Below are 12,357 nucleotides of genomic sequence, written 5' to 3'. Positions count from 1 at the left end.
CCACAGAAGCTGTCCGCGTCGGCGCCGTGCCGACCTGTGGAGTGTCGCTGAGCCGCGCGCACACCCTCCGGGCCACTTCCGTGTGACGAAAGGATCAGTTCCGTCGGTTATCGATTCGTGGCCTCGGCCGGTAGTCCGGCCGGCTCCGTCGTCGACGCGTCGGAGTCTCGGCCGAGCCACCGGAACGCGTTGCGCCAGGAGATGTCCTCCCACTGCTCGGCGGGCAGGTCCATCGACCGCAGCGTCCGGGCCGCCGGATCCTCGCGCAGCATCGCGGGGAAGTCGGATCCGACGAGGAGCCGGTCGGCGCCGAGCAGGTCGATGAGGAACCTGACGGCCCGGCGGTCGAAGACCATCGAGTCGTAGTAGAAGCGGCGCGCGTACTCGATCGGCGAGGGTCCGTCGTCGGGCATGACGGCGCGCTCGAGGTCCCGCGGCTCCTCGTTCCACGAGCCGCCCCAGAAGTAGTTGGCGCGCGGCAGCATCAGGGCCAGCCCGCCGGCGGCGTGGCTGAAGGAGATCCGCAGGTCGGGACATGCGGCGGCGGTGCCGCCGAGGATCATCGAGGCCGCCGCGAGCGTGCCCTCGATCCCGACGACGTAGGTCCCCATCGCGGACATCGGGAGCCGGTCCATCGGGGCCGGCATGGCGTGCACGAACACCGACAGCCCGAGCCTCTCGACCTCCTGGAAGAACGGCCGGAACTTCTCCTCGCCGATGGAGCTGCCGAGGATGTTCGAGGCGATCTCGACGCCGACGAGCCCGGCGTCCTTGACGGCGGCCAGCTCCGCCGTCGCCGCGTCCGGGTCCTGCATGGGCACCAGGCCGATGCCGATCAGCCGGGCCGGGTCGTGGGCGGTCAGCTCCGCCGTGAACTCGTTGACGTGCCGCGCCAGGGTCATCCCGTCGCCGGCGGGCAGGTCGTACCGCAGCAGCGGCGGCATGGGACTCAGCACCTCGGCGTCCACGCCGGAGGCGTCCTGGGCCTCGATCCGCCGTTCGGCCTCGAAGAAGACCTCCTTGGCGCGGAACCGCATCTTGCCGAACACGAGCTCGCGGTCGGCGGAGCCCTCGACCGGCTCCATGTGCGGGAAGCCCTCGGGGGCGTCCGCCGGGTAGTCCTTGGGGAGCAGGTGGGCGTGGGCGTCGACGATCACGTCGGCCTCCTTCAGGCGTTCGGGTGGACGTCAGGCGTTCGGGTGGACGGACACGTGGATGGCCGACCCGTCGCCGGCCTCGCCGGCGAGCGTGTCGATGGCCAGGCCGACCTCGTCGAGGCCGAAGGTGTGCGTGTGGAGCTTCTCCAGCGGGAAGCGGCCGGACTCCAGCAGCTCGATCGCGCGCCGGTTGGCGGACGCGTCGACGCCGAACGCGCCCTTCACGGTGAGCGCCCGGTTGATGATGAGGTCGGTGACGAGCGGGATCTCTCGGTGCCCCTTCAGCCCGGCCAGCACCACCCGGCCGCCGTGCCGCACGGCCTTCAACGCGTCGGTGATCGGCGCGGCGGCCATCGGCGTGAGGTCCAAGGCGACGTCGGCCATCTCCCCGTCGGTCACCTCCCGGACGGTCTCGACGACGTCCCGTGCCTCGGGGCCGTCGACCACCACCGCGTGGTCCGCGCCGAGCTCGCGGGCGATGGCGAGCTTGTGCTCGTCCGACTCCAACCCGGTGACGATGATGCGGGAGGCGCCCGCGGCCTTCGCGGCGATGACGGCGGCGAGGCCCCGCTGCCCGGCGCCGAGCACCACGAGGGTGTCACCAAGGCCGACCTCGCCGAGGTCGACGGCCCACCGCACCCCCGCCCCGAGCGGGTTGTACATGGCGGCGATCTCCACCGGGAGTGACCTGTCGATCTTGTGCATGACGGCGTTGGGCGAGAGGTAGAGGTACTCGGCGAACCCGCCCCACAGGCTGGGCGCGACGTCGATCCCGGTGACGCCGTGGCCGTACTTGCGGAACCGGCACGCCTGGTACCGGCCGACGAGGCAGTCCTTGCACGCCCGGCACGGCACGATCACCTCGAGCGCGACCCGATCGCCCACCTGGACGCCCCACCGTTCGGCGGCCCGCTCCCCGACCTCCTCGATGATGCCCATGGGCTCGTGCCCCGGGATGAACGGCGGACGCTCCCCGCCGCCACCGCCGCCGAGGTGGCCGCGGAAGATCTCCACGTCGCTGCCGCAGATGCCGTTGGCCTCGACCCGCAGCAGCCCGTCGTCCGGGCCGGTTGCCGGGCGGTCGAACTCCCGCATCTCGATCTGACGTGGCCCGGTCTGGACCGCTGCTCGCACCATCGTGCTCCTCGTTCCTCTCGTCCTTCTCACGGGCGCCGGGCTCGTGCGCCCGGTGGTCACACCGTCTGCTCGGCGCGCACCGGCGCCTCCACCGGCACGGGCGTGCCCGACCAGTCGGCGAAGTACCGCACCACCATGGAGATCCCCGCGGTCCGCGCCCCGGCGACAGCGATGAGCACGGCCTCCGGGTCCACGGGGGGCAGGGTGCGCTGGAACGCTTCGCCGTCGGTGCCGTCGGTGCCGTCGGTGCCGTCGGTGCCCGCCGCGGCGCCCGGGAACCGCACGCCCCGCCCGTCCGCGTGGTCCTTGCCCGCCCGGGCGAGCTGCGCCGTCGTGCGGCCGGAGTGCTCGATGAGCCAGGCGGCGACGTCCCGGCGGGAGTAGCCGGCGTCGGCCAGGCGCTGGGCGTGCTCGGGGCAGAGCACCAGGCCCGCCATGCCGTGCTTGAAGATCCAGGACCCGGACCGGCCCACCGTGTCCGCGAAGTCGCCGAGCAGCTGCTCCGGGTCGGCGGTGTGCCGGTTGTCGACGTACTCGCAGGTGCGCAGCAGCGTGGTGCTCACCGCGTTGCCGGTGATGCCGTGCTCGGCCGCCAGCGGCGGCCACGGGCTCTCCTCCTCGTTCTCCCCGAAGCAGATCGACCAGCGCCCGGGGACGCCCTGGGTGGCCTGCTCGAGCTCGTGCGGGCGGACCCCGAACGCGTTGCGCACGATGAGCCCGATGGCGCGGGCCACGGTGGCGTTGGGCCGGAAGCCCGGGCCGAAGACACCGCCGGTGCTGTTGAACCCGAGCTCGTGCCGGACGGGTCCGTTGACGACGATGAGCGGCGCGGGCCCGGAGGTGGACTGCCAGCCGCCGCCGTTCGCGGCCCGCTCCGCCATGAGGGCGTCCCACGCGGCGAGGACCACCGGGAAGTACTCCGGCCGGCAGCCGGCCATCGCGGCGTTGATCGCCGCGGTCTGAACGGTGACCACGCGGCCGGTCTGCGGCATGCGGCCGATGACGTGCTGCGGGTCGCGTGCCGTGGTGGCGAGGAACCGCTCGACGAACGGGGCGCTGACCGAGACCAGCGGCAGGCCGTCGGACCAGCCCTGCTCGTAGAGGTGCTCGATCGTGCGCTGGGTGACGTCGGGGTCGATCGGCGCGCCGTCGTCCACCGCGCCGTCGTCGCTCACGCGGCGGCCCCGGCCGTCAGGCTCTCCACGACCCGGGGCAGCAGCTCGCGGGCCCGGTCGCGCACCTGGTCGGGCGAGAGCACGGCGACCGGGTGGGCGGTCGTGATCCACGCGTAGTCCGGGTCCCCCTGGATGCCTGCCATCGTCCGGCCGGTCGCCTCGAACGCGTCGGTCAGCACGACGGCGGCCGGCAGCCCGCCGCGCTCGAAGTTGATGCCGTCCGCCACTGCGGCCGCGCTGCACGAGCCGCAGTCCCCGATCCCGGTGACCACCACATCGCAGCCGTCCCGGTAACGGGCGACGATCTCCTGGTCGACCGGGACGGAGAAGTTCCGCTTCGTCTCCACGACGCTGACCTCGGCGGCGCCGTGCTCCGCCACCAGGAGCTTGCCGACCTCCTGCAGGAAGAGCATCGCATTGTGCTTGGTGTTGTCGAGCAGACCCACGCGGACGCCCGCCAGGTCGCGGCGGCGCTCGGCGAGCTCGCGCGCCGCGGCGTCCCGGCCGTTCGGCTGGCCGGTGGGGTCGAGGATGCTGTTGGGCATGGCTGCTCCTTCCTGCCGCCGGGCTACTGCTCGTGCACGATGACGCCGCGGATGTTGCGGCCCTCGACGAGATCCCGGTAGGCCTCGTTGACCTGGTCGAGGGTGTAGGTGCGGGTGATGAGCTCGTCGAGCTTGAGGTCACCCGCCCGGTACAGGCCGAGCAGCTTCGGGATGTCGTACAGCGGGTTGCAGTCGCCGAAGAGGGCGCCGCGGATCTGCCGCTGGTACCCGATGAGGAAGCCTGCCGGGAAGTGCACGGCCTTCTCCTTGAGGTGCCCGACCGCGGTGATCGTCACCTTGCCGCCCTTGCCGGTCATCATCACCGCGGCGCTCACCATCTCCTCGGTCACCGCGTTGGGGGTCATGATCGCGTGGTCCGCGAGCTGCCCCCAGGTGGTGGCGGCGACGTACTCGTGCGCCTCCTTGGCGTCGGCGAAGGTCGCGGTGGCGCCGAGGGTCTTGGCGTTGTCCCGCTTGAGCTCGACCGGATCGATGACGACGACGTTCTTCGCGCCCGCGTACCGAGCACCCTGCACCGTGTTGGAGCCGACGCCGCCGGCACCGAAGATGACCACGGTGTCCCCGGCCCGAACGCCCGCCGCGTAGACCGCGGAGCCCCAACCGGTGGGGACACCGCAGCCCACCAGTGAGCCGATCTCGAACGGGATGTCCTCCGGGAGCGGCACGACCGCCCACTCGGAGACGACGGCGTACTGGGAGAACGTCCCCAGCGTGCAGAAGCCGCCGTAGTCCTTCCCGTCCTTGTGGAACCGGAAGGTGCCGTCGAGGAACATGCCGGTGCCCGCGTTCAGGCCCTTGACGCACATGTTCTGGTGCGCGGTGGAGCACGGCCGGCACGCTCCGCATGCGGGGATGTACGAGCACACGACACGGTCGCCGGGCTTGACCCGGGTGACGTTCTCCCCGACCGACTCGACGGTTCCGGCGCCCTCGTGCCCGCCGACGACGGGGAGGCGCACCGGGGCGTCACCGGCCGAGATGTGATGGTCGGAGTGGCACAGACCCGAGGCGGCGAACTTGACGCGCACCTCGTGCTCCTTCGGGTCGTCCAGCTCGAGGTCGGTGATCTCCCACGGCCCGTACTCGTGCTGGACGGCGGCCTTCGTGGTCAGCGTGGCCATGCGTTCCTCTTCTCTGGTCTGCTCGTGCGTGCGGGCTGGTCGGGGCTGGGGTCAGCGGCCGGGCGGCGCGGCGTCGCGCAGCGAGACGGTCTTGACCTGGGTCCATTCGAGGACCGCGTCGGCGCCCATCGTCCGGCCGAAGCCGGAGCTCTTGTAGCCGCCCCACGGGGCGCCGATCGCGGGTGCGCCGAGGACGCTGTTGACCCCGACCTGCCCGGCCTGCAGCCGCCGGCTCATGCGCACGGCGGTGCCGACGTCGCGCGTCCAGACGGACGCGACGAGGCCGTACTCGGTGCCGTTCGCGACGGCGAGGGCCTCCTCCTCGTCGTCGACCGGGATGACCGACAGCACCGGACCGAAGATCTCCTCCTGGGCGATGCGGGAGGCGGGGTCGACCTTGTCGAACAGGGTCGGCTCGACGAAGAAGCCGTCGGCAAGCCCGTCGCCCCGCGGCACCCCGCCGCCGACGACGAGCTCGGCGCCGGACTCCTTGCCGACGTCGATGTAGCCGAGCACCCGCTCGTGCTGGGTGGCGTTGATGAGCGGACCCATGGCCACCGGCCGGTGCCAGGGCCCGACCGTCACCTGCTGCATCTGGGCGGCGAGCCGGTCGACGAGCTCGGCGTGCACGGAGCGGTGCACCACGATGCGGGAGCCGGCCGCGCAGACCTGCCCGGTGTTGAGCGTGATGCTGAACGTCATCTGCGGGACGGCGGCCTCGAGGTCCGCGTCCGGGAAGACCACCTGCGGGGACTTGCCGCCCAGCTCGAGGTGCAGCGGGGTGAGGTTCTTCGCGCAGGCCTCCATGACCGCCCGCCCGGTGACCGGTGAGCCGGTGAAGCCGACCCGGCGGATCTTCGGGTGGCTGGGGACCGCGGCGCCCGCCTCGGCCCCGTAGCCGGTCACGACGTTGATGACGCCGGGCGGGATCCCCGCCTCGAGGGCGAGCTTCGCCAGGGCCAGCGGCGTGAGGGGCGCGTCCTCGGCGGGCTTGACGACGATGGTGTTGCCGGCGGCGATCGCGGCGCCGACCTCCATGACGAACTGTGGCCCGGGCGCGTTCCACGGGATGATGACGCCGACGACCCCGTACGGCTCACGCAGCGTGAGGGCGAGGGCGTCCGGGGAGAAGGTCGGCAGCGACTGCCCCTGGACCTTGTCCGCGAGCCCGGCGGTGTACCGCAGCTGGCCGCCCATCCGTGGCGGTCCCCAGCTCGGCCGGCCCATCTCCTGGCGTTCCAGCTCGTCCAGCTCGGCGCCGTGGGCGTCGATGAGGTCCGCCCACGCGAAGAGGTGCCGGCCGCGGGAGGCGGCGTCCAGGTCGCGCCAGGCGGGTAGCGCGCCTTCCGCCGCGGCGACTGCGGCATCGACATCCTCGGCCCCGCCGCGCGGCACGCGGGCCAGCACGGCCCGGTTGGCCGGGTTGACGACGTCGATGGTCTGCCCGGACCGGGCCGGCACCCAGTCGCCGCCGATGAGGTGCACACCGTCCAGCAGCAGGTCGGGGTCGAGGGCGGTGTCTTCGGATGTGAGAGTCATGGCTCGCTCCTGGTGGGCCCGGTTCAGTGGTCGATGATCACGACGCCGCGGATGTTCTTGCCGTCCAACATGTCCTGGTAGCCCTCGTTGACCTGGTCGAGCGTGTAGTGCTTGGTGACGAGCTCGTCGAGCTTGAGCTGGCCGGACTTGTAGAGGCTGATGAGCCTCGGGATGTCGTAGAGCGGGTTGCACCCGCCGTAGACGTGGCCCTGGACGCGACGCTGGAAGCCGATGAGCATGCCGGGGTTCTCGTTGATGAAGCCCCCGCCGACGGCGGTGATGGTCACCTGCCCGGTCTTCCCGACGACGTTGATCGCGTCGTGGATGACCTCGTCGTGCAGGACCCCGACGGTGATGATCGCGTGGTCCGCCAGCTCGCCCCAGGTGGACCGGACGACGAACTCGTGGGCCTCCTCCGCCGTCTCGAAGGTATGGGTCGCACCGAAGACCTTGGCCATGTCGCGCTTGAACTGCACCGGGTCGACGACGACGACACGCTGGGCGCCCGCCATGGCCGCTCCCTGGACCGCGTTGCTGCCGACGCCGCCGGCGCCGTAGATGACGACGGTCTGGCCGGTCCGCACCTCCGCGACGTTCACGGCGGTGCCCCAGCCGGTCGGGACCGCGCAGCCGACGAGCGAGGCGACGTCGAAGGGGACGTCGTCGGGGATCTTCACGACCGAGTACTCGGAGACGACGGTGTACTGCGAGAAGGTGCCGAGGACGCACAGGCCGCCGAAGTCCTCACCGTCCTGGTGGAAGCGGAAGGTGCCGTCCGCGAGCACGCCGACGCCGGCGTTCTTGCCCTCGTCGCAGAGGTTCTGCCGCCCGGTGGAGCAGTACCGGCACTTGCCGCAGGCGGGGATGAAGGAGAACACCACGTGGTCGCCGACCTCGACCCGGGTCACGCCAGGTCCGACCGACTCGACGACGCCGGCGCCCTCGTGCCCGCCGACGACCGGCATGCGCATGGGGGCGTCGCCCTTCTGGATGTGGTCGTCGGAGTGGCACAGACCGGCTGCGTGGATCTTGACCCGGACCTCGTTCGCCTTCGGCGGGTCCAGCTCGAGCTCGGTCAGCTCCCACGGCGTGGCGGGCGCGCGGCAGACCACGGCCTTGGTGGTGATGCGCTGCGGCGCCGCGGGCGCCGGCGAGGTTTCGGTGGATGCGGCGGTGCTGCTCATGTGTCCCCTTCTCCCCTGCTGGGCCAGGCCGCGCGGGAGCCACGTCATCGTCGGATCCGCCGGGCGGGCGGTCAGCTCCGTTGCTGGGGCCATCGTGGCCGGTGGGAGGCGCGCCGGACCCGGGGTGTTTCGTCACGCGGAAGAGCGAGTGCCGGGTCGGCGTCGGGGCTCGGGGCTTAGGCCGCAGCCGGCGACATCGCGGCCAAGGAGATCGCGACCGGCGAGATCGCTGCAAACGTTCGGCGCGAGACGGTCACCAGTTGGCGAGGCTGCGTCGGTACGGGAGAGTCGCCGCGGTTCGCACGACGTCGTCCGCATCGTCGTCGCCGTCCCGGTCCGTGGTCCGGCGGAGCGGTCGGCTCAGAAGGGCGGGTCGCCGTAGTCGTCGGTCTCCGTCTCGCCAGGCTGCTGGGGTGGTGTGGTCAGGCCGAGGAAGGTGAGGGTCCCAGTCGTGTCGCGGCGGTAGGTGTGCCCGGAGGGGGTGACCCATTCGAAGACGCCGGGGACGGGTTGGGTGACGCGCATGGCGCCGACGGTCTTCAACGCGTGGTCCCGCCCGCACAACGGGCCGAGATTCGCGGCAGCCGTGGGGCCGTGGGCGGACCGGGCGATGGTGTGGTCCAGCTCGCAGTGCTCGGCGTCGGTGGTGCAGCCGGGCCGGTGGCAGGTCCGGTCCCGCAGCCGCACATGCTCGGCGAGTCCGGCGGGGGGCCGGTAGCGGGTCCGGCCCACATCCAGGACCTGGCCGGTGGCCGGGTCGGTCAGCAGCCGCCGCCACGTCCCACCCGCCGCCAGCGCGAGGGCGAGGGTCTGGACGGGGTTGAGCGCGCCGTACCCGCCCAGGGTCCCGACCGGGCCGGCAGCATCCTCGAACGGCAGACCCGCATCCGAGCCACCGGCAGCAGCGGCGCCGGGCAGAGTGGTCCCCTCGCCCGTGGGCAGACTCGTCCCGTCCCGCGTGGACCCGGATGCGCCCGAGTCGCCGGGCAGAGTTGTCCCCTCCCGCGTGGGCAGGGCTGCGCCCGGGTCGTCGGGCAGGGTCTGGCCGTTCAGGGCGGCGTGGGCCTGGGTGAGCAGGTCGATGGGGATGGTGACGTTGATGCGCGGGCGGGCCACTGGCAGGTCCTCGACCCTCTCGTGACGCAGCAGGGCAGCCAGCAGCGGGGAGATCACCGCGACCTCCGGCACCCGCCCCTTGGGCAGGTCCGGGAAACGGCCCTGGATGGTCCGCCGCTTTCGCCGACCAGCCCGACCAGCACGGCCGGCGACAACACCGCCGGCGGTGTCGAGGGTGAGGCTCCGCAAACCAGAACCTGCGGGGCTCGTCGCGCCTGCGTTCGGGTCGCTCGAGCCGTCCGTCGCGCCGGTGCTGCCGGCACCCGCCGCGCCGGCGTCGCCGGCCGTACCGGAGCGGGCGTCGTGCTTGCTGGTCTTGTCGATGGCTGCCGCGTGGTCACCGTCGCGGGTGTCCAGGCCGGGCAGCACGCCTTGGACCGGCGGTGCTCCGGTTTCGGTCTGGAGGGTGGGGATGGTCTCGGGGTCGGTGTGCGGGCCGGTGGTCCCGGTCAGGATCCCAGCCCGGGTCAACGCGACCAGCGCATCGGCCCGCAACTGATCCACACTCCGGCCATCCCCGCCGTTACGGGCCGTGGCTGCCACCGTGGTCAGGGTCTGGTCGATCAGGACGCAGTCCTCGGCCGGGAGCACCGCGGTCAGCGAGCCCATCCCGTCCGGCAGCACCCTGGTGTGGGTCACGTGCCGGCCGGCCCGGGCCCGGGCGTGGCGGGCCGCGGCCTCCACCGGATCCACCTGCACGACCCGGTCCGCCACCCGCCGGGTGATCTCCGCCGCCGGCAACCCAGGAGCCTGGGGCAGCACGTCCTGCTCGACCATCCAGGCGACCTCGGTCGGTGAACCATCCAGGCCGGTCACGATCGCGGCCGCCTTCCGGAAATCCACCAGCCCGGTGTTCAGGGCGTCGGCGGTGTCGGTGAACGACCCGGCCAGTCCCCGACCCACCCGCACCAACATGCCCGCCTCGGTACGGGAGACCACCAGCCGCATCGCGACCTCCTCCACCGTCGGATTCACGACCCGGCCGGCGACCCGGGCGACCTGCTCCGGATGCGTGAACAGCTCCGAACCCCGCGACAGCGCCCCGGCGGTGGCGGCGGCCTTCCCGGCCGCCCAGGCCTCCAACCGCTTCGCCGCCGCCAACACCTCCACCTGCCCAGCCCGACTCAACCCCGCGACATCAACACCAGCCAGCACCGCCGCCAGCTCCGGACCCGGCGCCATCACCGCCAACTCCGCCACCGTCAACCCCAACCGCACCGCATCACCATCGACATCACCATCGACGTCGAAGCCGGCCCCGTCCGGCGCGGCCGCCTCGGCGGACGAGACGCGCCCGGTGTCGGCGTCCTGCGTGGTCTCGACGTCCTCGCCGAACAGGCCCCCCGCGTCCCCGCCGAACAGGCCCTCGACGTCGGAGTCGAGCAGGCACCGGATCTCCGCCTCGCAGACCTCCCGATCCAGCTCCGCCACCAGAGCCCGAGCATGCCCGCACACCCCGCCGGCGGACTCGACCGCACAGCAGTACCCGCTGTCCGCGACCACCACCACCGCCGTCGTCCGATCCATGACTCAAACATATGTGCGACCACTGACATGGAGTCCGGGCTGTGCAATGAACCCGAACAAGCGGGCGAAGGCGGCGGCGAGGACCCGGGCCCCGGCCGGTCAAGTTCACCGGCGAAGGCGGGAGCGAGCACCCGGCCCCCGACCGCACAAAACTCACCGACGAAGGCAGGCGGCGAGGACCGACCTCTTGGCCGAGCAGCGCTCAACCCACCGGCGCGACCTCGGTCCAGTCGATGCCGACCAGCTCGTCACCGCCCAGCCCGGTCCAGCGGGTCGTGTTGTACACGGACTGCGGCAGCAGGAACACGAGCGGCGCAGAGATCATGACCTCGCCGGCCCGCGCCTGCATGTCCCGGAAGTGCTGCGCCCGCTCCTCCTGGTCCGTGCTCTGCATGGCGGCGTCGATCGAGGACTGCATGGTCTCGTCGCAGACCCCCGAGGGGTTCTCCGCCGCGTCCTTCTCCGGGTTGCAGGAGAACCAGCGTGTGAGCCCGATGCTGGGGTCGGTGCCGAGGGTCGACCAGACGATGGCGGTGTCGAAGTCGCGGTCGGTGTAGACGTGCTCGGTGAACACGTTGGTCTCCTCCCCCACCAGCCGCAGGTCGATCCCCACCTCGGCCATCGAGGACTTCATGACCTCCGCGGCCGCCCGCACCTCCGACAGCGGGCTCATGAAGTGCACCCGCAGGGAGAAGCGGATGCCGTCCTCGCCGCGCGGGTACCCGGCCTCGTCCAGCCCCGCGTTGATCGCCTCGACGTCGTAGGCGAACTCCTCGCGGTAGTCCACCTCCGGGTCCGCGGCCCACGCCATCGCCTCCGGGAAGACCGAGGTCGGCACCTCCGAGTTGTCCGGCAGCACGGTCTCGGAGATCTGTTGCCGGTCGGCCGCGGCGTAGACGAGCCGTCGGACCTCGGGATCCGCGAGCTCGGGCACGTCGGCGTTCATGGTGAAGATGAACTGCTGCGGCAGGACGCCGGCGGTCGAGACCTCCAGGTCCGGGTCGGCCTGGATCTGCTCCATCATCCCCTGACCCGCACCGCCCATGTCGAGCTCACCCGCCAGCAGGGCGAGCGTCCCGGCGTTCGTGTCGGTCATGATCGGGAAGACGATCCGGTCCGCCTGGATCTGGCCGCCCCAGTAGTCGGGGTTCGCCGTGACGGTGACCTCCTCGGCCTCCCGGAAGGTCTCGAAGACGAACGGGCCGGTCCCCACCGGGGCGCGGTTCGCCGGGTTGGTCATGATGTCGGTGCCCTCGTAGAGGTGCTTGGGGAGCATGTACTGGGACGTGAGCGTCTGCATGAACGGCCCGTACTCCTCGGTGAGGTGGACGACGACGGTGTGCTCGTCGGGCGTCTCGACGGAGTCGACGACCTCCACCAGGCCTGCGCCGTAGGACTGGTACTGCATGACCTCCTCGACGTTGAACTTCACGTCCTCGGAGGTGAAGGGCTCGCCGTCGTGCCACGTGACGCCCTCCTCGAGGTGAAGGGTCACCGACAACCCGTCGTCGCTGAACTCCCAGTCGTGGGCCAGCCTGGGCACGACCTCGTAGTCGTCCCGCATGACCACGAGCGTCTCGAGCATCGTGCCCGCGACCTCGTTCACCGACGGAGAGACCACGATCTGCGGGTTCAGGCTCGGCAGGGTGCCGGTCGAGACGATGACGGTGCCCTGACCACCGCCTCCGCCACCTCCCCCGCCGGCGCCACCGGCGCCGCCCGCCGCCTCGGGGTCACCCAGGGTGCATCCGGCCACGGCGACCAGGACCGCGGCGGCAGCGGCGATGGCCGTTCTGAAGTTGCGTCGTCGTCCTCGCATGTCACGACTACCTCTC

The 12,357-nt window shown here is 71.9% G+C and carries 9 protein-coding genes; all 9 read right to left on the bottom strand.

The window, feature by feature from the left end:
• Positions 1–107 precede the first annotated feature (107 nt).
• Positions 108–1,157, bottom strand: a complete 1,050-nt coding sequence (locus ACFQQL_RS06335; RefSeq protein ID WP_382392385.1) for an amidohydrolase family protein — start codon at positions 1,155–1,157, stop codon at positions 108–110.
• A gap of 30 nt (positions 1,158–1,187) precedes the next feature.
• Entirely contained in the window at positions 1,188–2,294 is a 1,107-nt protein-coding gene (locus tag ACFQQL_RS06330; protein WP_382392383.1) for a zinc-dependent alcohol dehydrogenase, read from the bottom strand.
• Between the two features lie 56 nt (positions 2,295–2,350).
• Entirely contained in the window at positions 2,351–3,469 is a 1,119-nt protein-coding gene (locus ACFQQL_RS06325; protein ID WP_382392381.1) for a hypothetical protein, read from the bottom strand.
• Entirely contained in the window at positions 3,466–4,014 is a 549-nt protein-coding gene (locus ACFQQL_RS06320) for a UGSC family (seleno)protein (protein ID WP_382392379.1), read from the bottom strand. Before ACFQQL_RS06320 ends, ACFQQL_RS06325 begins: the two co-directional genes overlap by 4 nt.
• A 23-nt stretch (positions 4,015–4,037) precedes the next feature.
• On the bottom strand, positions 4,038–5,156 hold the full coding sequence (locus ACFQQL_RS06315) for an NDMA-dependent alcohol dehydrogenase (RefSeq protein ID WP_382392377.1): 1,119 nt from the start codon (positions 5,154–5,156) through the stop codon (positions 4,038–4,040).
• Between the two features lie 51 nt (positions 5,157–5,207).
• Positions 5,208–6,695: an aldehyde dehydrogenase family protein gene (locus ACFQQL_RS06310; RefSeq protein WP_382392375.1), complete on the bottom strand. Its 1,488-nt coding sequence runs from the start codon at positions 6,693–6,695 to the stop codon at positions 5,208–5,210.
• 23 nt (positions 6,696–6,718) lie between these two features.
• Positions 6,719–7,879: an NDMA-dependent alcohol dehydrogenase gene (locus tag ACFQQL_RS06305; RefSeq protein ID WP_382392373.1), complete on the bottom strand. Its 1,161-nt coding sequence runs from the start codon at positions 7,877–7,879 to the stop codon at positions 6,719–6,721.
• 360 nt (positions 7,880–8,239) lie between these two features.
• Positions 8,240–10,522 carry an HNH endonuclease signature motif containing protein gene (locus ACFQQL_RS06300; RefSeq protein WP_382392371.1) on the bottom strand — a complete coding sequence of 761 codons (2,283 nt, stop codon included), beginning with the start codon at positions 10,520–10,522 and terminating at the stop codon, positions 8,240–8,242.
• Positions 10,523–10,724: 202 nt separating this feature from the next.
• Complete coding sequence (locus ACFQQL_RS06295) at positions 10,725–12,341, bottom strand: ABC transporter substrate-binding protein (RefSeq protein WP_382392369.1); 1,617 nt, start codon at positions 12,339–12,341, stop codon at positions 10,725–10,727.
• Between the last annotated feature and the right edge of the window lie 16 nt (positions 12,342–12,357).

The sequence above is a fragment of the Georgenia alba genome (genome assembly GCF_042665525.1).
GTDB classification, from domain to species: domain Bacteria; phylum Actinomycetota; class Actinomycetes; order Actinomycetales; family Actinomycetaceae; genus Allobogoriella; species Allobogoriella alba.
Note: the sequence above shows the minus strand (reverse complement) of the source record. Positions and strands in the feature narration are given on the sequence as shown.

Excerpts from the sequence above, each read along its gene's own strand:
- ACFQQL_RS06330 (WP_382392383.1), bottom strand. The coding sequence starts at position 2,294 with ATGGTGCGAGCAGCGGTCCAGACCGGGCCACGTCAGATCGAGATGCGG.
- ACFQQL_RS06320 (WP_382392379.1), bottom strand. The coding sequence starts at position 4,014 with ATGCCCAACAGCATCCTCGACCCCACCGGCCAGCCGAACGGCCGGGAC.
- ACFQQL_RS06315 (WP_382392377.1), bottom strand. The coding sequence starts at position 5,156 with ATGGCCACGCTGACCACGAAGGCCGCCGTCCAGCACGAGTACGGGCCG.
- ACFQQL_RS06310 (WP_382392375.1), bottom strand. The coding sequence starts at position 6,695 with ATGACTCTCACATCCGAAGACACCGCCCTCGACCCCGACCTGCTGCTG.
- ACFQQL_RS06305 (WP_382392373.1), bottom strand. The coding sequence starts at position 7,879 with ATGAGCAGCACCGCCGCATCCACCGAAACCTCGCCGGCGCCCGCGGCG.
- ACFQQL_RS06300 (WP_382392371.1), bottom strand. The coding sequence starts at position 10,522 with ATGGATCGGACGACGGCGGTGGTGGTGGTCGCGGACAGCGGGTACTGC.
- ACFQQL_RS06295 (WP_382392369.1), bottom strand. The coding sequence starts at position 12,341 with ATGCGAGGACGACGACGCAACTTCAGAACGGCCATCGCCGCTGCCGCC.